Raw genomic sequence first — 19,134 nt, 5'->3', positions numbered from 1 at the left:
GGGCTAGAGCCTCCGCAGCCAGGCGCGGCACTGCGCCTCGGTCATCTCGCCGGAGAGCCCGGCACGCACCGCCGCCTGGTTGGCCAGGTTGACCGCGCTGCGCCCGACATAGGCCGGGGCCCGATACCAGACCGCGGTGGGCACCTGGTGGTCCCGGTAGTAGGCCTTGAAGGCCTGTTCGTCGGAGGCGCCGCCGAACAGCAGCCAGCGGGTGCGCGGCCAGCCCTCGCCGTTGCTGAACACCAGGTTGAGGCCGAAGGCGACCCGCTCGATGAAATCGTCCTGGTAGCTCTCGGGGCTGCCGTCGAAGTTGCTGAAGAAGTAGACCCGCTGGCCGCCGTCGAGGATCACCCAGCGGGCGAAGTGGATGGTGTCCACCTCGGCCAGCTTGCCACGGTAGAAGACCCAGGCGCTGGCCAGGTGCAGCAGCCACAGCGCCGGATACAGCACCAGGCGACGGAAGGGCCCGGCCTGGATGCGCCCCACCGCCGAGAGCTGGTTGTGCAGGCCATGGTCCTCGTCGGCCTCCAGGCAGCGCACCTGTGCGTCCCGGGGGCGGCGGTTATGGGGCGCGTTGGCGATCTCGTGGCCGCGCAGCAGGATCAACGCCAGCAGGGTCAGCGGCCACAGCACCAGGGCCAGCGCCAGCCCCGCCAGGGCGATGGCGCCGAGCATCCCCCAGCCCTGCAGCCAGCGCCAGCGGGACGGCCCCTCGGCGGGGCTCAGGGCCTCGCGCAGGTCATCGCGGCCGGCGACGAAGCGGATCAGCGCCCGGCGCACCGCCTGGGGCGACTGGCCCCACCAGTCGTGCTCGTCGAGATGGCGACGCAGGGCGTCATGCAGGCGTCCCTCGAGCTCCACCTGGGCCAGGGTGCGCCCCAGGGTATTGACGTAGAAGGCCCGCACCGGCAGCCGGTGGGCGTCGAGAAAGGCGTGCAGCCGGGAGGGATCGGCGGGGTCGGGGAAACCCTCGCAGTGGCGGAGCAGCTCGGCGAGGCCCTCGCCGCCGGCCGCGGCGATGGCCTCCAGGCAGGGGGCGATCTCGCCATCGATATTGGCGGCCAGTACCAGTTGCGGTGGGTAGCGACGCCCGCCGCGGCGGAAGGCCTCCGGGAGTAGCACCAGGCGAGCGAAGTGCACGCCCTCGAGGCGCGCGAAGGGCAGGATGGCGTTGCCGCCCGGGTCGCCGCGCATGGCCTCGAGCCGCGCCTGCGCCTCGGCCTCGTGGCCGGGCTTGAGGGTCATCACCAGGTTGAGTGCCGACTGCCCGCGCATCGCCCTGCCCCCCGTCCCTGTGTTGGCGTGGGATCGGCGGCCCGGGTGGCCGCCCGTGATCAGCAGTCTAGCCACTCCCGTCGATGGCAGTCGAAGAAAAACGTTGACTATACTTTTCTCGCCTTATCGCCGATCGAGGAGGACGCGGCACGCCGTCCCCGGCCCCTGCGCGTTCCCAAGGAGGATACCGGCATGTCTGCCGTGCGCGAGGATGCCACCCGTCCCGTTGGTCGCCGCCCCAGTTCGCTGTTCCTTCGGTGGGCACGACGATTGGCACGGCTGTCGGCACGGCTGTCGGCAGGGGCGCTGATGATAATGGGCCTGGCCGCCCTGGCCCTGCCCGCCGCCGCCCAGGCGCCCGACGAGGCCCTCGACGAGGCCTCCCTCACCGACCAGGCCGGATCCCATCCCGAGGCCGACCACCCCAGTTGGATGCAGACCTGGCAGGCCCTGCGCGCCTGTCGGCGGATGATCGGCGGCGGCCTGCTGGAGGTCCCCGACGACCGTGCCGACCGCTTCCTCGGCAAGGTCCGCGAGGAGACCGCCCACTGCCGCGGCGGCCGCCGCGCCCTGGGCTTCCTGGAGCTCGACACGCCCTGGGTCGACTGGCAGAGCTACTGGGCCACCGGCGACGGCGCCTCGCGCAATGCCCGCTACGACGAGGGCTGGATCCGCTCCCTGGTGGGCGGGCTCAGCGAGCGCATCCACGTCAACCCCAATGCCCGCGGCATCGACGGCGCCCTGCTCGACCTGGAGTACGCCCGGGTCGAGCTGATCAAGTTCAACCTCTTCGACAACCTCACCTATGCGGAGTACGTGCGGGGCCGCGACGGCGCCCCCGGCCCCACCTTGCGCCGCTGGGATGCCCTGCGCCTGCCACCGGAGCACCCCCAGTTCGAGGCGGTAGGCGGCGATGGAGAGCAGCGCTGCCGGGGCGAGCTGATCCGCCACCGCACCCTCACCGGCATCTGCAACGACATCGATAATCCGCGCATGGGCGCGACCCATACCCCCTTCGCCCGCAACGTGGAGTTCACCGAGACCTTCCCCGACCAGGGCCATACCGAGCTGACCCGCAACCGCCACGGCGAGCGCCTCGGCCCGATGACCCCGGACCCACAGCGCATCAGCCGCGAGCTCTTCACCCGGCCCCAGTCGCGGCCCGAGCTGTGCAACCAGGGCCAGGGCCTGCCCGGCCATGATCCCGCCGCCCGCTGCGACTACCAGGCGGCGCCCTTCTTCAACGTCCTAGCCGCCTACTGGATCCAGTTCATGACCCACGACTGGTTCTCGCACCTGGGCGAGGGCGAGAACGACCGCAGCCAACTGCTGCCGGCGGGCTGCGACGACCCGGCCCTGGGCTGCCGGCCGGAGGATCGCTTCCAGCCCAGCCTGGTGGCCGAGGATAGCCCCCCGGCCACCTTCACTCACGACGGCGAGCGCTACCTGGAGCGCGCCCACCGCACCTTCGACAACACCGTTACCGCCTGGTGGGACGCCTCCCAGCTCTACGGCTACGACGAGCGCAGCCGGCGCCGGGTCAAGCGCGACCCGGACGATCCCGCCAAGCTGCGGCTCAGGCCCCTGCCGGGCGACGAGGCGGGCTACCTGCCCCGCTTCGGCCCGAGTTGCGAGATGGCCGCCGAAGCAGCCGACTGTGACCCCATCCACCCCGTCTGGAGCGGCCAGGAGGCCGCCGCCTTCCCGGACAACTGGACCCTGGGCATCGCCTTCTACCACACCGTCTTCAGCCGCGAGCACAACGCCTTCGTCGACGCCTTTCGCGAGCGCGCCGCCGCCACCCCCGAGGCGGACTCCGGCCTGCGCGACCCCGCCGACCCGGAGCGGGTGATCAGCTACGCCGAGGTCAGCGACGACGAGCTCTTCGAGGCCGCGCGCCTGGTGGTCGCGGCGATGATCGCCAAGATCCATACCATCGAGTGGACGCCCCAGCTGCTCTATAACGAGCCCCTCTACCGCGGCATGAACTCCAACTGGAACGGCCTGCTGGCCGAGCATCCGCTGATGGATGGGGTGATGAACCGGGTCGTGGAACGCCTGCGCGACTCCGACGACACACGCCACGCCAATGCCTGGTACTCGGTGCTGGCCGCCGGCCCCGGTATCTTTGGCATGGGCAGCGAGCGCTACGAGGGGCGCACGGTATTCTCGCCCCTGCACCCGGGCCGCCGGGACGTCTGGTCGCTGGCCAACCCCGAGCACGTCAACGGCGGCACCAACCACTTCGGCTCGCCGTTCAACTTCCCCGAGGAATTTATCACCGTCTATCGCCTCCACCCCCTGGTGCCCGACCTGCTGGAACTGCGCCGACTCGACGCCCCCGACCGCATCGCCCACCGGGTGCCGGCGGTGGAGGGCTTCCGCGCCGGCGCCAGCGACCTGCTGCGCGACCACGGGGTGGAGGACTGGGCGCTGAGCCTGGGTCGCCAGCGCCTGGGCCTGCTCACCCTAGGTAACCATGGCCAGTTCCTGCAGAACCTGCCGATGCCCCATCTGGAGGGCTCCGGGCGCCTGGATATCGCCGCCCTGGATATCATCCGCGACCGCGAGCGGGGCGTGCCGCGCTTCAACGAGTTCCGCCGCCAGTACGGCCTCAGGCAGCTGACCAGCTTCGACGACTTTATCGACCCGCGGCTGCCGGCGGACCACCCCGAGCGCCAGCGCCAGGCCGCCCTGGTGGAGCGCATGCGCGAGATCTACGGCCAGCATGAATGCGACGCCGACAAGATCATCTCCCACGCCTACCGGGACGCCGAGGGCAACTACCCCAACGACTGCCTGGGCCACCCGGACGGCAGCCTGGTGGACAATATCGAGGACGTGGACGCCGTGGTGGGCTGGCTGGCCGAGCCGGTGCGCCCCCACGGCTTCGCCATCTCCGAGACCCAGTTCGTGGTGTTTATCCTCAACGCCTCGCGGCGGCTGTTCAGCGACCGCTTCTTCACCTCCAGCTTCCGCCCGGAGTTCTACACCCGGTTGGGCCATGAGTGGGTGCTCAACAACGGCCCCGACGGCGTGGTCATGGAGCAAGGCACCCCCAACGGCCACCGCCAGCCGGTGTCACCCATGAAGCGGGTGCTGCAGCGCAGCGTGCCGGGGCTGGCCGAGGAGCTCGAGCCGGTGATCAATGTCTTCGACCCCTGGGCCCGGGATCGCGGCGACTACTACTCCCTGGAGTGGACGCCACGGCCGGGCGCCGAGAACGATGATGCCTTCGCCGACTAGGCCCCGGCGGGGCGTCACCGCTCGGCGGCTGGCCCTGGTGGCGGTGCTGGGGACCCTGGCCGGCTGCGGCGAGGAACCGCCGCCGGCCCTGGGCGAGGAGCGCGTCGCCCCCGGCGAGGCGGCCCTGGGCGCGGCCATGACCGAGCGCATCCTCGAGATCGGCGAACGCCACCGGGCCGCCGGCGAGCCCATCCCGCGCTTCAACCAGCCCAAGACCGTGGCCTGCGCCACCGCCACCTTCGAGGTACCGCCCCTGGACGACGACCTGGCGGTGGGCCTCTTCGCCGAGCCGGGCCGCTTTGAAGCCCTGGTGCGCTTCGCCAACGCCACCCGGCAGGATGACCGCGACAAGGACCTGCGCGGCGCCTCGCTGCGCCTGTTCGGGGTGCCGGGGGCCGAGAGCCTCGCCGGCCCGCCGGGCCAGCAGGACTTCCTGTTCAACAGCCACCCGGCACTCTTCGCCGGCACCCCCGAGGCCTTCTACCGCTTCGTCGAGGCGGTGGCCGACGAGCGCCTCTGGTGGTACTTCGTCAATCCCCTGGCCCCCCAGCCCCGTTCCCTGATGATCGCCCTGCGCGCCCGCGGCCAGCCCGACAGCCCCTTGGCGGTGACCTACTGGAGCACCACCCCCTACCGCTTCGGCGAGGGCCGCGCGGTAAAGTACTCGCTGCGTTCCTGCGCCGGCGACCCGGCCCCCATGGCGGCCCCCGACCCGGATCACCCCGACCATCTGCGCCATGCTCTGGCCGAACAGCTCGAGGAAGGCGAGGCCTGCCTGAGCTTCCAGGTGCAGTTCCAGACCGACCCCGAGGCCATGCCCATCGAGGACGCCTCGGTGGTGTGGGACGAGGATGCCTCGCCCTTCCGCCCGGTGGGCCGGCTGATCCTGCATCGCCAGGCCATCGACACGCCCCAGGCCCTGGCGCGCTGCGAGTCGACGGTCTTCAACCCCTGGAACACCCATCCGGCCCACCGCCCCCTGGGCGGCATCAATCGCCTGCGCCGGGCCATCTACCAGGCCGCCGGGGCCCAGCGCACCACCCATAACGCCACACTGGCGGGTGAGTCCCCGCCCTGAGCGCCCATCGACACAGGAGGAACGGCCATGAGTGCGACCGTGCAAGAGTGGTTGGGCCTGAGCCGGGAACGCCTCGACGACCTCTATCGCCAGGCCGGCCCCGGCCAGATCCCCCAGGGCGAGACCCGGGGCACCCCCATCGTCACCGGCAGCCTCTTCGCCCGAGCCTATGCCCGCTTCGCCCGCCTCTTCGCCTGGCAGGGCAAGGTCTTCGACATGTTCGCGGAGGACGGCTCCGCCGGGGTACTGGTCAACAAGGTCACCCCCTTCAGCCTCAGCTTCGTGGTGGCCAAGGTCTACCGGGGCGAGAGCTGGATGGACGGCAAGGCCACCATCGTCATCGACTACTCCAGCACCTCCTTCTTCTTCCGCGCGGTGCGCGACGAGATCCGTGAGGTGGCGCCCGGCATCTACCTGGGCAAGGTATGGCTGGGGCGCCGGCGGATCCTCGACTTCGCCCTGGAGGCCCGCCGCTGACAGAAACACGCCGCTAAGGGGGCAGGAATCCCATGGACCAATACCTCAAGGTGAGCTACCCCAGCCGGCGCAAGGTGTGGGTGGACGGCCGCCCCGCCGGCTGGACCAACCGGCTAATGCAACTGGAGACCGGCCACCATGTGATCGGCCTCAACCCGCAGCGCCCCGACTTCACCCCCGAGTGCCACGAAATCCACCTCAGTGGCACCCGGGCCGATGCGCCCCTGGTGCTGCACTTCCAGCCACGGGAGGCCACCCCATGAACCGCCGCCTCGCCGGGCTGCTGTTCGCCCTGCTGCTGGCCGGCTGCGCCGGCTTCCCCGAGACCGCCCGCCTCGAGCGCATCGACTATGAGGCGGGCTACCGCTACGCCACCATGGCGGACGCCGACGAGGGCGACGACCTCTTCGTGGTCCTGACCTTCTCCGGCGGCGGCACCCGGGCCGCGGCCCTGGCCTACGGGGTGCTGGAGACCCTGCGCGACAGCCGGGTGCCCCTGGGCGGCGAGTCGCGCAACCTGCTCGAGGAGGTGGATATTCTCTCCTCGGTCTCCGGCGGCAGCTTTACCGCCGCCTACTATGCCCTGCACCGGGAGGCCATCTTCGCGGACGACGGGCCCTTCCTGCGCGACTTCCTCTACGCCGACCTGGAGGGCCGGCTCAAGCGCCGCCTGCTCAACCCCTATCACCTGGCACGGCTCGCCTCCCCCACCTTCGGACGCATCGACCTGGCCGACGAGGTCTACCAGGCCACGCTGTTCGGCGACGCCACCTTCGCCGACCTGCCGCGCCGCAAGCCCTTCCTGCTACTCAATGCCACCGACATGACCAAGGGCTCGTCCTTCGCCTTTATTCAGGCCCAGTTCGATCCCCTCTGCGCCGACCTGGACGGCGTCACCCTCTCCCGGGCCGTGGCCGCCTCCTCCAACTTCCCCATCGCCTTTACGCCCCTGGCGCTGAACGCCTACCCCGGCCAGTGCGACTACCGGGAGCCGGTCTGGGTGGAGCGCGGCCTGCGCGACCTGGCCTCCAACCCACGCCGCTACTACCGCGCCCGGAGCCTGCGCCGCTATCAGGAACCGGATCGAGAGTACGTGCATCTGCTGGACGGCGGCGTGGCCGACAACCTGGGCCTGCGCCTGCCGCTCACCGCCCTGCGCTCCACCGACCCGCCCTGGAGCCTGCTGACCCGCCTCGATCTGGAGGCGATCGACAAGCTGGTGATCATCGTGGTGGACGCCAAGCCGGGGCGGGACCCCGGCTACGACGCCTCGCCCCGGGCGCCGGGGCTCGGCGCCGTGGTCAATCAGATCTCCAGCGTGCCCATGGCCAACTACTCCTTCGACAGCGTCGAGCTGCTGCGCCAGGCCCTGCGCACCCGCGCCGACGCCCAGCACCTCTCGGCGCAGCAAGAAGACCCGGAGGACATCCTGCACGCCGCCGAGCTCTACCGCATCTATGTGGGCTTCGACCAGTTGGCCGACGCCGATACCCGGGACTATTTCCTCAACCTGCCCACCAGCTTCCAACTGCCCGGCGACGACGTGGACGCCCTGCGCCGGGTCGGCCGGGCCCTGCTCGAGGGCGCCCCCTGCTTCCAGTCGCTGCTCAGCGGCGAGTACGACGAGCAGGCCTGCGTGCATGGACTGCCCTCCGAGGGAGTGGAATTTCCTTGAACTCAAGGGTGAACAATTTCGCATCTAGGATCAGGCCAAGGGCAAGCCCCCTTGAAGAGCAATAAAATGCCTGAACGATCACCTTGTTCACTATAAAAAACCCCTACCAATAACGCATATTAAAGGTCGCCTCTCACACCGACTCAAAAATCCTAAAAAACCGAAAACCAAGTAAAGAAGTAAAAATACCACTCAATGAAAAATATCACCCCTAAAAAGTCACCTAAAAAACTCCCCAGTTGATACATCAAGATACAGCCGGTCACTACTACTCATGCCACCGCAGTAAACAAAATACACTGGAGAGTCCCTATGAGAAATAGACTTAACCCATCCCCCTAGATCTTCAAAATCCTGTTCAGTACAGCGACCATCCTGAATCAATCTCCTGGCAGAATTAACAAAAACACCCTTATATAACCTATAGTCATCAGATCCAGCAACTAACTCTTCCATACCTGCTGCATCAGCATCCGGATCAGCTGGCCGAACTCTAGATAGGTAACTAATAGAGACCCACTCGGAAAAATACTCATCAATGATACCATTCCCTGATGAGCATTCAGAGTTACCCTCTTCTACAAACCGGCTTTCACCACTCTCACAAGCAGCGTTATATGGCTCAGACACACGTGCCCAGCCATCTCTCACCTCATATACATTCGTAGCCTCCCGAAACATAAGCCTGCCAACAACACCACAACTAGCAGACGGACAAGTCCTCCTGTTTAGACGATCTGACGTAACCCAATAAAGTTCTCCCACGGACTCAGAAAAGCCATCGTCAATCACTGAAGGATTATCAGCATCAGTGACTCTAGGAACTGAAGACTCAGTGTCAAAAAAATTATAAACACCAAGCAAAACCCCTCCCATGATAAAAATCATAGGAAAGGATTTTAGATTTTTTCATCACAAAGCAACCTCGCAAATCAAAAAGAAGTAGGTTGTATAGAAAACTCCCCCCAGGTTCCATAAGACACTCTGAATGTAGAGGTTTTGGAATCGCTAACTCTCGCACTAACCTCAACCAATCCTCCTGCACAAATCCCGGTAGCCTTGGCTGCAAGCATGACCTCGCCCACGGGGAGGTACATTGTTACTTTTTCTCCAGGCGCTATATCTGCAACAGGCTCTCCATCAACAAAGACCCTGGATCGACAGGCCGATGTATTTAAACCTTGATCCCTCTTTACCACCACCTCTCCAAAACCTTGGCGAGGAGTGACAACCCCAGCATCAATAACATGCCTCATCTCAACTTCTCTAGCTTCTTCATTAGATACTGGCGTAGTTGCACAGGAAACCAAGAACATCAATGAAAAAAGCACAACAAAAAGCTTATAATTATACTCCGACATAATCCTAACCCTCCAACCCACACATGCTTTGAAAAAGGATATAGCTTTATAAAACACACAATATCCAGCTTAGTAAAAAACATTTCTCCCTGCCTTAGAAAGGCCTAACTTTTTGACTAGAGGGATAGTCGGTCAATTCCGCGGAGGTACCCCTGCTTCTACGGGGGAGGGGTACCTCTCACAAGGAGAAGGTGGCCTGGGTTACCAACCAGGGGTGATGAACCAAGGCTTGGGTGGCCGTTAATCGCCTGTTGAAGCAGGTAATTGATGGGTTGCCGAGGTATCAAATCGCCGGCTAAAGCCACAGTAGACCTGGTAGCCACCGGAGCAGGCCTGGTAGCCACGGGTGTGGTGGGAGCGTGGGTTTCCCGCGCGATTGGGCGACGCAGTCGCCCTTGTGGCCATACCCCCGATCGCCCTGCGGGCGATCAAGGCACCTGACGGCGCCAATCGCTCAGCGAAGCTGAGCTCCCACAAAAACCGCAGTGACGGCTTGAGGGGCAACATAGCATCTCCCACCACCCCACTGGGTTGATTGAACTAGGGAAGGGGGAAGAGGCGGGGGACCCAGCGCAGGAAGAGCAGCATGCCGAGCAGTTCGACCAGGGACTGGATCACCACCACGGTGACGGCGGCGTCGAAGCCGGCGGGCAGCGCCAGGGCCAGCGGCAGCACCACGAAGGAGTTGCGCGAGCCGAAGCCGAAGGCCAGCACCCGGCCCTGGGCGGCGGGCAGGCGGAAGGCGCGGCTAAAGAGCCAGGCGAGCCCCAGGGCCACGCCGAGGAAGGCGGCGAACAGCGGCACCAGGCCGAACAACAGGCCCGAGTGATCGCTCACTACGCCCACCTGCCCCGCCGCCACCAGGAAGAGCACCAGGGCCAGCAGCGGCACCGGCAGCCAGCCCAGCCCGGCCACCAGGCGTTGTCGCGGGGCGCGCCGCTCGCTCGGGCCCTGCCTGGCCCAGCGCTCGGTCAGCCAGGCCGCCCCCAGGGGCAACAGGATCAGCCCGACGAAGGCCCCTAGCAGCTCGCGCCGCAGCAGCCCGGCCAGGGCCGCCTGGTCGAGAAACAGCCAGAGGTAGAAGGGCAGCAACAGCAGTTGCAGCAACAGGCTGAGCGGCGTCAGGGCCAGGGCGGCGGGGGTATCGCCGCCGCCCAGGTGGGTAAAGACCAGGAACCAGTCGGTGCAGGGCACCAGCAGCACTAGCAGGATGCCCAGCATCACCGGCGGCGCCAGGGGCAGCTGCGCCAGGCCCCACAGCAGCAGCGGTATCACCAGGAAGTGGCCCAGCAGGGCCGCCGCCAGCAAGCGAGTCCTCGCCAACCGCCGCCAGGCGCCAGCTAAGGGCACCTGGGTAAAGGTGGCATAGAGCAGGGCCCCCAGCAGCGGCCAGAGCCCCGCCATCAGGGCCTCGGCCAGGCCCCCCCAGTAAGCGCCCACCAACAGGCCGGCGCCCACCGCCAGCAGGTAGAGCACCACCTGGTACTGCTCCAGCCGTTCCCGCATGCCTCCTCCCTACCGCGTTGTTCCTTACCGCGTTGTGATTCGCCGAACGGGCCGTTCGACCCTTAGGGTGCGAACTCATGAAACAATGAGATGCATTCGCATTAGCAATCATTGCCGGCCCCGCCGGCATCCTACTCGAGGAGCGAGTTCATGTCTCATCCCCCGGCCCGGCCACTGCTGTCCGCCAGCATCGCCTCCCTGGCGGCCCTGTCCATCCAGCCCGCCCTAGCCGCCCAGGCCGACGACGGCCAGCGACTCGACAATATCGTCGTCACCGCGGCGGGCTTCGAGCAGCAGCTCCAGGACGCCCCGGCCTCCATCAGCGTGATCGGCCGCGAGCAACTGGAGCGGCGCCACTACCGGGACATCACCGATGCCCTGCGCGACGTGCCCGGGGTGATCGTCACCGGCGGCGGCGCCGGTGACAACGGCGCCGATATCAGCATCCGTGGCATGCCGGCCCAGTACACCCTGCTGCTGGTGGACGGCCGCCCGCGCAATTCCCGGGAGTCGCGTCCCAACGGCAGCGCCGGCTTCGAGCAGGACTGGCTGCCGCCGCTGTCCGCCATCGAACGCATCGAGGTGATCCGCGGCCCCATGTCGACCCTCTACGGCTCGGATGCCATCGGCGGGGTGATCAACGTCATCACCCGCAAGGTAGCCGAGGAGTGGCACGGCGAGCTACGGCTCGACACCGTGCTCCAGGAAGACGGCGCCTCCGGCGATAGCCGACAGGCCAATGTCTACCTCAGCGGCGCCCTGGTGCCCGACCTGCTGGGCCTGCAGGTCTATGGTCGCGCCTCCCAGCGCGACGAGGACGATATCCTCAACGGCTACGAGGACAAGCGCCTGCAGAGCCTGACCGCGCGCCTGACCCTGACGCCCCACCAGGATCATGATATCGCCCTCGAGGCCGGGCGCACCCATCAGGAGCGCCGCTCGCTGATGGGCCGCTCGGCGCCCGCCGAAGGCTGCCGCGGCGGCTGCACGGACAACATCGGCGACTACAGCAACGAACACCTGGCGCTGACCCACAGCGGGCGCTGGGGCATCGGCACCAGCGAGAGCCATCTGCAGCGCGAGGTCAGCGAGAACGCGTCCCGCGAGATGGAGATCACCAACACCCAGGCGCGCACCAGCCTGCTGCTGCCGCTGGGCCGGCATATGCTGACCCTGGGCGCCGATTACGAGGAGGAGTCGCTGGACGACCAGACCAGCAACCAGATCTCCGACCGCACGCATATTTCCAGCAGCCAGTGGGGCCTGTTCGTCGAGGACGAATGGCTGCTCACCGAGCGCTGGGCGCTGACCGGCGGGGTGCGCCTGGACGACAGCGAGAACTACGGCAGCCATCTCAGTCCGCGCCTCTACAGCGTCTTCAGCCTGACCCCGCAGTGGACCCTCAAGGGCGGCGTCTCCACCGGCTACCGCTCACCGAACCTGCGCGAGATCACCCCGGACTGGGGACAGACCAGTCGTGGCGGCGATGTCTACGGCAACCCCGACCTGGAACCGGAGACCTCCCTCAACAAGGAACTGGCGCTGCTCTATAGCGGCGACGGCGACCTGAGCGGCGGCCTGACCCTCTTCCATAACGACTTCGAGGACAAGATCACCCGCATCGCCTGCCCCGAGGGTGTCTGCGCCGATGAACCCAACCGGTTCGGCAGCGATCCCACCTACCGGGTCAACGTCGACGAGGCGGTCACCCAGGGCGTCGAACTGCACCTGACCGCGCCGCTGGGCGAGGCCCTGGCGCTCACCGCCAGCTACACCTTCACCGACTCCGAACAGAAGAGCGGCGAGTACGAAGGCGAGCCGCTGACCCAGCTGCCGCGCCACCAGGCCAGCCTGAGCCTCGACTGGCAGGCCTCCCAGCGCCTCGACCAGTGGACCCGGGTGACCTACCGCGGCGAGGAGAGCCAGCCCAACACCGGGCCGTCCCAGAGCGCCATCGTCGCCCCCTCCTACACTTTCGTCGACGCCGGTCTCGGCTACCAACTGACCCCCAATGCGCGGCTCAATGCCGGCATCTACAACCTCTTCGACGAGACCATCACCTACGACGAGTACGGCTATGTGGAGGATGGTCGTCGCCTGTGGCTGGGCCTCAACGTCAGCTTCTGAACCCGTTGCGACTCTTCGAACGGACCGTTCCGCAAGCCTGCTAAGAAGCCGCGTTTGAAATTGATTAACATTCCCCTCTTGTCGCCCCCGGTCTCGGGGGCGACACCCGCATGACACTCAAGGAGAGTCCCATGTCGCTGTCTGCCTCCGCCCCCACCCGCCATCGCCTGGCCGGCCTGGCCCTGCTGCTCGGCCTGGCCACCGGCCAGTCCGCCCTGGCCGCCACGCTGGAGACCGCCTACGGCCCCGTGGAGGTCGACGACGACCCGCAGCGGGTGGTGACCCTCTACGAGGGCGCCCTCGACGCGACCCTGGCCAGCGGCGTGGTGCCGCTGGGCGCGGTGACCACCCGCGGCGGCGACGGCGTGGCCCGCTATATCGACGACTACCTGGCCGCTTATCACCCCGAGACCGACCTGGCCATCGTCGGCGTGGTACGCGAGATCAACCTGGAGGCGGTGCTGGCCCAGCGCCCGGACCTGATCCTGGCGCCGCCGCAGCTCGCCGACGAGCAGTACGCCCTGTTGTCGCGTATCGCCCCCACCATCGTGCCCCCCAGCCAGCCCCTGGGCCCGGATAACTGGCGGGACGAGAGCCGCCTCTATGCCCAGGCCCTGGGCCGCGAGGCCCAGCTGGAGGCGGCCATCGCCGAGGTGGAAAGCCGCGCTCATGAGCTGGCCGAGGCGCTCGCCGAGGCCGAGGTCAGCGGTGAGGCCAGCCTGGTGCGCTGGATGCCCCAGGGTCCCCTGGTGATGTCCGAGCGGCTGTTCGCCACCGGCCTGCTGAAGACGGTGGGGCTCGAGGTCAGCGACGGCGGCCTGGTCAACGACCGCGGCGTGCACAGCGACCCGCTGAGCCTGGAGAACCTGGGCCGAGTGGATAGCGACTGGCTGTTCCTGGCCACCCTCAATGCCGAGGGCCAGGAGGCCCTGGACGCGGCGCGCACCTCGCCGGCCTTCGCCCGTCTCGAGGCGGTGACCAACGATCGCGTGGTGCCGGTGGACGGCCAGCTGTGGAGCAGCGCCACCGGCGCCCTGGCCGCCCTGGCGGTGCTCGACGATATCGAAGCCGCCCTGCTCACCCCATGACGACACCGGCCCTGTCGCGCCACGGCCCGCCCGAGGGCCTGGGCCGCCCCCTCGCCGGCCTCGCCCTGCTGCTGGGCCTGGCGGTGCTGGCCAGCCTGCTGCTGGGCGCCGGCGAGGTGACGCCGACCCGCGCCCTGCCGGTGCTGGGTGGCGGCGGCGACGACGAGGCCCGCTTCGTGGTGGGGTCGCTGCGCCTGCCGCGCACCCTGATCGGGGCGGCGGTGGGCCTGGCCCTCGGCGTGGCCGGGGCCCTGCTCCAGGCGGTGTCGCGCAACCCCCTGGCCGAGCCCGGCCTGCTGGGGGTCAGCGCCGGCGCCGCCTTCGCCGTGGCCCTGGCCCTGTGGCTGGGCGCCAGCGCCACCACCCTGCGGGTGGCGGTGGCCCAGGCCGGCGCCCTGGCCGGCTGCCTCTGCGTGCTGGGGGTGGCGCGGCTGCGCGGCCTGGGCAACGACCCCATTCGCCTGGTGCTGGCCGGGGCGGCCTTCTCGGCGCTGCTGGCCGCCCTCACCTCGCTGCTGCTGCTGTTCGATCAGCGCGCCGCCGACGAGATCCGCTTCTGGGTGATCGGCAGCCTCTCCGGGCGCCGCCTGGCGGACCTGCTGGCGGTGCTGCCCAGCCTGGCCCTGGCGCTCGCCATCACCATCCTGGTGGCGCGCCCCCTGGCGGCCCTGGCCCTGGGCGAGCGGGTCGCCTCGGGGCTCGGCCATCGCCCGGGGCGGGTGCGCGGCTTGGTGGTGTTGGCGGTGGCGCTGCTGGTGGGGGCGGCCACCGCCATCGCCGGGCCCATCGCCTTCGTCGGCCTGGTGGTGCCCTTCGCCGCCCGCGCCCTGGCCGGCCCGGACATTCGCCGCACCCTCTGGCTCTGTCTGCCCCTGGGCCCGCTGATGGTGATCGGCGCCGATATCGTCTCGCGGCTGCTGGTGGCTCCCTCGGAGCTGTCGCTGGGGGTGCTCACCGCCCTGTGCGGCGCCCCGGTACTGATCCTGGTGGTGCGCGCCCGCCGCCTGCCAAGCCTCTGAGTCAGGAGAGACGCCTGGAGCCCCCATGCTATTGAGTCCCGATACCCTCAGCCGACGGCTGGATGCCACCCCGCGGGCGGCCTCCCCCGAGGTCAGCGCCCCGCCGGGGCGCTGGCGCCTGGCCTGGGGCGGCCATAGCCTGCTCGTCGACCGGCGCGACCTGAGCGCTACCCTTTTGCTGATGCTCGGCCTGCTCGCCGCCTCCGCCGCCTATCTGGCCCTGGGCAGCGTGACCCTGGGACCCGGCGAGCTCTATGCCGGCCTGCGCGGCGGCGGTGATCCCATGGCCGGCTTCCTGATCCAGGAACTGCGCCTGCCGCGCCTGGTGGCGGCCTGGCTCACCGGCGCCGCCTTCGCCGTGGCCGGCTGCCTGATGCAGACCCTGGCCCGCAACCGCCTGGCCACCCCGGGGATCATCGGTATCGACAATGGCGCCACCGCCTTCGCGGTGGCCTCCGTGGTGGGACTCGGCGTCTCCCTGGCACCCCCGGCCATGGCCCTGGCCGGTGCCACCACCGCCGCGGCCCTGACCTTCGGCCTGGCCAGCGGCGGCGATACCCGCGGCTACCGCTTTATCGTCGCCGGCATCGGCGTGGGGGCGGTGTTCGGTGCCATCACCCAGTTGCTGCTGGCGCGGGTGGCCATCGATACCGCCCATGCCGCCTACCCCTGGACGGTGGGCACCCTCAATGCCCGCTCCGGCCAGGCGGTCACGGTACTGGCCATCGGCCTGGCCGTCGGCCTGCCCCTGGCGCTGGCCCTGGCCCGCTCGCTGAACCTGATGCGCTTCAGCGATGCCGTGGCCAGCGGCCTCGGCGTCATGCTGCGGCGGCGTCGCCGGCAGGTGCTGTCGCTATCGGTGCTGCTTACCGCCCTGGCCGTGGCGGTGGCCGGCCCGGTGGGCCTGGTGGGGCTGGTGGGCCCGGAGATCGCCCGCTCCCTGGCCTCGAAGCGCGGCGTGCCGCTCGTCGCCTCGGCCCTGGCCGGGGCCCTGGTGATGGTGCTGGCCGACCTGGTGGGGCGGGTACTGCTGGCCCCCATCGAGCTGCCGGTGGGCATCGTCACCGCCATCGTCGGCGGCCCCTGGCTGCTATGGATCCTGCTGCGCCCCGCCGCAAAAACCCTGGCCTAGATAAGGAATCGACCATGACCGCCGCCCACCACCACCATCTCCAGGCCCGGGACCTGAGCCTGGCTCACGGTCGCCAGGCCGTGATCGACGGCCTCGACCTGAGCCTGCCGCCGGGCCGGGTCACCGCCATCGTCGGGCCCAACGGCTGCGGCAAGTCGACCCTGCTGGCCGGCCTGGCCCGGCTGCATGCCCCGGGGGGCGGCGCGGTGCTCCTCGACGGCGAGGATATCCGGCGCCTGCCGGCGCGCACCCTGGCCCGGCGCCTGGCGCTGCTGCCCCAGGAGGCCACCGCCCCGGAGGGGCTCACCGTGGGCGACCTGATCCGCTTCGGCCGCCAGCCCCACCAGGGCTGGCTGCGCCAGTGGTCCGCCGACGACCAGCGGGCGGTGAGCGAGGCGCTGGCCGCCGCCGACCTGGAGAGCCTGGCCGAACGCCCCCTCGAGGCGCTCTCCGGCGGCCAGCGCCAGCGCGCCTGGATCGCCATGACCATCGCCCAGCAGACCCCGCTGCTGCTGCTCGACGAGCCCACCTCGGCGCTGGACCTGGGCCACCAGTTGGAGGTCTTCGAGCTGGTGCGGCGCCTGGCCGAGGCCGGGCGCACCCTGGCCCTGGTGCTCCACGACCTGCCCAGCGCCTGCCGCTACGCCGACCACCTGGTGGCCATGCGCGACGGCCGCATCATCGCCCAGGGCCCGCCCGCCGAGGTGGTCACCCGGGAACTGGTGCGCGAGCTCTATGACGTGGAGTGCACCCTGCTCAGCGACCCGGCCACCGGCACCCCGGTGCTCACCGACCTGCGCCGGGTGCGCGCCAGCCGCTAATCCGCTGCGGCATCGCCGCGCAGCGTCACGACCCGCTGATGCTGCGAACGATGCAGCACGATATCCACCAGCAGGGTGCGGTGGGGCCGGAAGAAGGCGGCCAACTGGGCCGCGTCCAGGCGCAGGTCATCGATATCCTCGTCGGCGTAGGTGAGAAAGCCCACCGGGGGTTCCGCCGCCTCCGCCTCCAGCATGGGATCGGCGGTGATCGACAGGCCAAGCTCGGTGCCGGCCTTGGCCACCTCGTGACGCAGCCGGGCGGTGTCGATATAGAAGCTGCGATAGGAGGCGTCGTCGCCGTAGGGATGCACCTTGAGGATCACCTGTTCGTGCATCACCCGGGCCAGGGCGCCGCCGTCGTGGCGGTCGTCCCGGGGATCATAGAACTCGATCAAATAGTCCGGCACCGGCGCCCCGAACTGATCCACCACCCGCACCAGGGTGTTCTGGTAGCCGGGCTTGCCCCGGCGCTCGCCGGGGGCCTGGGTCAGGGCCGCATTGGCCGCCTCCCAGGCATCGCAGTGGGCCGCGAAGCCGTCATCTTCCACGCCCAGGGCCTCGAGGATCAGCCCCAGGGTCCGGCGCTGGGCGGCGCTGAAGCGGCTCTCCGGGCTATTGAGCTTGATGGTGGTGTGATCGAGGCCATCGACGATGAGAAAGGCGCAGCGTCCGCTGGAGTCCTGCCAGCCCGCCAGGCGCGGCACCGTGACCGGGCGCCCCTGGTGGTGGCCCTCCTCGAAGTGGATCTGGCCCCGCACGCAGTTGAGGTTGGCGGTGGAAATGCGCACCGTGCCGTCGCCCCCCGCCTCGTTGGCCACCGAGCGGATACCGCCATAACCGTGGTTGCCCACCAGCACGCTGCACAGGGTGCGCCCCGGGGCGAAGGGGCCCGGGGTGCCGGCGAAGCGGTCGCGCAGGGCCAGTTCCCAGCTATAGGGGCTGGCCAGTTCCAGGCCACGCAGGATCCCGGCGCCGGCCTCGAAGCGCGGCTGCTCCGGCTGGCGGTTGAAGAAACCGTTGATCGCCCGCCCCACCAGCGAGCGCCCGTGATGGGCCAGGGGCGAGCCGAAGTTGGCCGGGGCCAGCATCACCAGGTGCTTGACGGGGTAGGCGTCGGGGGCGAAGTGGCGGGCCAGCCAGTCGCGGATCACCAGGCCGCCGGTGGAGTGGACAATGGCATCCACGCTGGCCGGGGCGCGGGGCAGGTCGTGGCGGGTCCAGGCCCGCTCCAGGGCCGCCTGGAGGTCATCGAAGCGCAGGGCGTCGTGGCGGGAGAGGTAATCGCCGATGGCGATGCGCCGGATGCGCCGCTCGCCCAGGTGGCGACGCAGGTGACCGGCCAGGCGCTCGAAGGCCTCGCCGGTGTCGTTCCAGCCATGCAGCAGGATCAGGGGTCGCTGGGCCATGGCGCGCCTCTCCCTCGACAGGCCCCGATGGGGCGGCCGCCGTGGGTCGGCGGCCCTGATCCCAGCTTAGCTGGCGCTTAGTCGATCTCCCACCCGCAGCATCTCCCCCTCGCCGGCCAGCAGGATGGCGTTCTGGCCGAAGTAACCGCCCTTGAGCTGGGGCTGGGTCTTCATCTCGATCAGGGTCTGCAGCGGCTCGCCGGGGCGGGGGATCTCGCCGCTGAGCTGATCGACGGTGGGGATCTGGCAGCGCTTGCAGGGCTTGCGCAGCCCCAGGCGATAACGCCCTCCCTCGGCCGCCAGGCTCTCCCAGCCATCCTCGGCGAAGGCCTCGTTTGCGGCGACGACGAGATTGGGCCGGAAACGCTCCATGGGCACCGGGTCCAGGCCCTTGCCCCGCAACACCGCGTTGAGGGCGTCCAGGGACGCCTGGTTGGCCACCAGCAAGGGATAGCCATCGGCGAAGCCGGTATGGGCCCGCTCGCCAGCGCGCAGGTGGTCGGGTTCCACCGCGCGGCGATGCGCCTCGGGAAAGCGCACCAGCCTCAATCCCTGCTGCCTGACGCGGCCCAGTACCTCGGTCAGCCAGCCGGCCGCCGACTCGCCCTCGTCGAGGCCCGGGCAGCGATCCTTGAAGATCTCGACCCGGCGACGGGGCCGCTCCCGCGGTGCCAGCGGCACGCTCAGCGGCGCCGCCTCGGGGTGCTCCAGCACCAGGGCCGCGTCCTCCAGGCGCACGCGAATCCGCGCCATGCCGGGCAGTTGGCGCTGGGTGACGAAGCGCCCGGCCTCGTCCACCACCATCCAGCGACGGTCCCACTCGAGCCCCCTGGGACCGAGCTCGGCCGCGTCCAGGGCGATGCCGCCCAGCGACTTGACCGGATAGATGGCAACCTGGGTGATCTGCATTCTCGACTCCTGAG

Annotated in this window: 16 protein-coding genes; 10 read left to right on the top strand and 6 right to left on the bottom strand. The window is 69.0% G+C overall.

Annotation, left to right across the window (positions count from 1 at the left end; genetic code table 11):
- Nucleotides 1–3: 3 nt before the first annotated feature.
- Complete coding sequence (locus ACZ5EF_RS04805) at nt 4–1,275, bottom strand: hypothetical protein (protein ID WP_346063789.1); 1,272 nt, start codon at nt 1,273–1,275, stop codon at nt 4–6.
- Between the two features lie 192 nt (nt 1,276–1,467).
- On the opposite strand from ACZ5EF_RS04805, the gene ACZ5EF_RS04800 reads away from it, so the two are divergent.
- Genes ACZ5EF_RS04800 through ACZ5EF_RS04780 form a run of 5 tightly spaced genes read left to right on the top strand, consistent with a single transcriptional unit; the run spans nt 1,468 to nt 7,751 of the window.
- Nucleotides 1,468–4,521, top strand: coding sequence for a peroxidase family protein (locus ACZ5EF_RS04800; protein ID WP_346063790.1), 3,054 nt, complete (start codon nt 1,468–1,470; stop codon nt 4,519–4,521).
- The gene (locus tag ACZ5EF_RS04795; protein WP_346063791.1) at nt 4,505–5,599 is read left to right on the top strand and encodes a catalase family protein; all 1,095 of its coding nucleotides are present in this window, start codon (nt 4,505–4,507) and stop codon (nt 5,597–5,599) included. Before ACZ5EF_RS04800 ends, ACZ5EF_RS04795 begins: the two co-directional genes overlap by 17 nt.
- A 27-nt stretch (nt 5,600–5,626) precedes the next feature.
- A complete protein-coding gene (locus ACZ5EF_RS04790; protein ID WP_346063792.1) occupies nt 5,627–6,076 on the top strand; it encodes a hypothetical protein in 450 nt (149 codons plus the stop codon).
- A gap of 32 nt (nt 6,077–6,108) precedes the next feature.
- A complete protein-coding gene (locus ACZ5EF_RS04785; RefSeq protein ID WP_346063793.1) occupies nt 6,109–6,339 on the top strand; it encodes a hypothetical protein in 231 nt (76 codons plus the stop codon).
- Nucleotides 6,336–7,751: a patatin-like phospholipase family protein gene (locus tag ACZ5EF_RS04780; RefSeq protein WP_346063794.1), complete on the top strand. Its 1,416-nt coding sequence runs from the start codon at nt 6,336–6,338 to the stop codon at nt 7,749–7,751. The genes ACZ5EF_RS04785 and ACZ5EF_RS04780 overlap by 4 nt, the downstream gene beginning before the upstream one ends.
- Before the next feature lie 219 nt (nt 7,752–7,970).
- Here ACZ5EF_RS04780 and ACZ5EF_RS04775 read toward each other — a convergent pair whose 3' ends face one another.
- The 3 genes from ACZ5EF_RS04775 to ACZ5EF_RS04765 all read right to left on the bottom strand — a co-directional run bounded on the left by ACZ5EF_RS04775 (nt 7,971) and on the right by ACZ5EF_RS04765 (nt 10,618).
- Nucleotides 7,971–8,639, bottom strand: a complete 669-nt coding sequence (locus tag ACZ5EF_RS04775) for a hypothetical protein (protein WP_346063795.1) — start codon at nt 8,637–8,639, stop codon at nt 7,971–7,973.
- A 44-nt stretch (nt 8,640–8,683) separates the two neighbouring features.
- The gene (locus ACZ5EF_RS04770) at nt 8,684–9,112 is read right to left on the bottom strand and encodes a hypothetical protein (protein WP_346063796.1); all 429 of its coding nucleotides are present in this window, start codon (nt 9,110–9,112) and stop codon (nt 8,684–8,686) included.
- 540 nt (nt 9,113–9,652) lie between these two features.
- Nucleotides 9,653–10,618, bottom strand: a complete 966-nt coding sequence (locus ACZ5EF_RS04765) for an arsenic resistance protein (RefSeq protein ID WP_346063797.1) — start codon at nt 10,616–10,618, stop codon at nt 9,653–9,655.
- A gap of 150 nt (nt 10,619–10,768) precedes the next feature.
- On the opposite strand from ACZ5EF_RS04765, the gene ACZ5EF_RS04760 reads away from it, so the two are divergent.
- From ACZ5EF_RS04760 to ACZ5EF_RS04740, 5 genes are all read left to right on the top strand, one after another.
- Entirely contained in the window at nt 10,769–12,745 is a 1,977-nt protein-coding gene (locus ACZ5EF_RS04760; RefSeq protein WP_346063798.1) for a ligand-gated channel protein, read from the top strand.
- 131 nt (nt 12,746–12,876) lie between these two features.
- The gene (locus tag ACZ5EF_RS04755; protein WP_346063799.1) at nt 12,877–13,833 is read left to right on the top strand and encodes an ABC transporter substrate-binding protein; all 957 of its coding nucleotides are present in this window, start codon (nt 12,877–12,879) and stop codon (nt 13,831–13,833) included.
- On the top strand, nt 13,830–14,852 hold the full coding sequence (locus ACZ5EF_RS04750; protein ID WP_346063800.1) for a FecCD family ABC transporter permease: 1,023 nt from the start codon (nt 13,830–13,832) through the stop codon (nt 14,850–14,852). The genes ACZ5EF_RS04755 and ACZ5EF_RS04750 overlap by 4 nt, the downstream gene beginning before the upstream one ends.
- Nucleotides 14,853–14,877: 25 nt before the next feature.
- The gene (locus ACZ5EF_RS04745; RefSeq protein ID WP_346063801.1) at nt 14,878–15,984 is read left to right on the top strand and encodes a FecCD family ABC transporter permease; all 1,107 of its coding nucleotides are present in this window, start codon (nt 14,878–14,880) and stop codon (nt 15,982–15,984) included.
- A gap of 14 nt (nt 15,985–15,998) precedes the next feature.
- On the top strand, nt 15,999–16,805 hold the full coding sequence (locus ACZ5EF_RS04740) for an ABC transporter ATP-binding protein (protein ID WP_346063802.1): 807 nt from the start codon (nt 15,999–16,001) through the stop codon (nt 16,803–16,805).
- Here the strand turns inward: ACZ5EF_RS04740 and ACZ5EF_RS04735 are convergent.
- Both ACZ5EF_RS04735 and ACZ5EF_RS04730 read right to left on the bottom strand, forming a co-directional pair.
- Nucleotides 16,802–18,211 carry an esterase/lipase family protein gene (locus ACZ5EF_RS04735; RefSeq protein ID WP_346063803.1) on the bottom strand — a complete coding sequence of 470 codons (1,410 nt, stop codon included), beginning with the start codon at nt 18,209–18,211 and terminating at the stop codon, nt 16,802–16,804. The two genes, ACZ5EF_RS04740 and ACZ5EF_RS04735, sit on opposite strands and share 4 nt — an antisense overlap.
- Nucleotides 18,212–18,277: 66 nt before the next feature.
- Entirely contained in the window at nt 18,278–19,120 is an 843-nt protein-coding gene (locus ACZ5EF_RS04730) for an MOSC domain-containing protein (protein ID WP_346063804.1), read from the bottom strand.
- Between the last annotated feature and the right edge of the window lie 14 nt (nt 19,121–19,134).

This window comes from Bisbaumannia salifodinae (assembly GCF_055388505.1).
The sequence above is the reverse complement of the archived record's forward strand: the minus strand, read 5'-3'. Positions and strand labels throughout refer to the sequence as shown.

What these genes read in the sequence shown, in the direction of transcription:
- ACZ5EF_RS04805 (WP_346063789.1), bottom strand. Translation starts at nt 1,275, where the DNA reads ATGCGCGGGCAGTCGGCACTCAACCTGGTGATGACCCTCAAGCCCGGC.
- ACZ5EF_RS04800 (WP_346063790.1), top strand. Translation starts at nt 1,468, where the DNA reads ATGTCTGCCGTGCGCGAGGATGCCACCCGTCCCGTTGGTCGCCGCCCC.
- ACZ5EF_RS04795 (WP_346063791.1), top strand. Translation starts at nt 4,505, where the DNA reads ATGCCTTCGCCGACTAGGCCCCGGCGGGGCGTCACCGCTCGGCGGCTG.
- ACZ5EF_RS04790 (WP_346063792.1), top strand. Translation starts at nt 5,627, where the DNA reads ATGAGTGCGACCGTGCAAGAGTGGTTGGGCCTGAGCCGGGAACGCCTC.
- ACZ5EF_RS04785 (WP_346063793.1), top strand. Translation starts at nt 6,109, where the DNA reads ATGGACCAATACCTCAAGGTGAGCTACCCCAGCCGGCGCAAGGTGTGG.
- ACZ5EF_RS04780 (WP_346063794.1), top strand. Translation starts at nt 6,336, where the DNA reads ATGAACCGCCGCCTCGCCGGGCTGCTGTTCGCCCTGCTGCTGGCCGGC.
- ACZ5EF_RS04775 (WP_346063795.1), bottom strand. Translation starts at nt 8,639, where the DNA reads ATGATTTTTATCATGGGAGGGGTTTTGCTTGGTGTTTATAATTTTTTT.
- ACZ5EF_RS04770 (WP_346063796.1), bottom strand. Translation starts at nt 9,112, where the DNA reads ATGTCGGAGTATAATTATAAGCTTTTTGTTGTGCTTTTTTCATTGATG.
- ACZ5EF_RS04765 (WP_346063797.1), bottom strand. Translation starts at nt 10,618, where the DNA reads ATGCGGGAACGGCTGGAGCAGTACCAGGTGGTGCTCTACCTGCTGGCG.
- ACZ5EF_RS04760 (WP_346063798.1), top strand. Translation starts at nt 10,769, where the DNA reads ATGTCTCATCCCCCGGCCCGGCCACTGCTGTCCGCCAGCATCGCCTCC.
- ACZ5EF_RS04755 (WP_346063799.1), top strand. Translation starts at nt 12,877, where the DNA reads ATGTCGCTGTCTGCCTCCGCCCCCACCCGCCATCGCCTGGCCGGCCTG.
- ACZ5EF_RS04750 (WP_346063800.1), top strand. Translation starts at nt 13,830, where the DNA reads ATGACGACACCGGCCCTGTCGCGCCACGGCCCGCCCGAGGGCCTGGGC.
- ACZ5EF_RS04745 (WP_346063801.1), top strand. Translation starts at nt 14,878, where the DNA reads ATGCTATTGAGTCCCGATACCCTCAGCCGACGGCTGGATGCCACCCCG.
- ACZ5EF_RS04740 (WP_346063802.1), top strand. Translation starts at nt 15,999, where the DNA reads ATGACCGCCGCCCACCACCACCATCTCCAGGCCCGGGACCTGAGCCTG.
- ACZ5EF_RS04735 (WP_346063803.1), bottom strand. Translation starts at nt 18,211, where the DNA reads ATGGCCCAGCGACCCCTGATCCTGCTGCATGGCTGGAACGACACCGGC.
- ACZ5EF_RS04730 (WP_346063804.1), bottom strand. Translation starts at nt 19,120, where the DNA reads ATGCAGATCACCCAGGTTGCCATCTATCCGGTCAAGTCGCTGGGCGGC.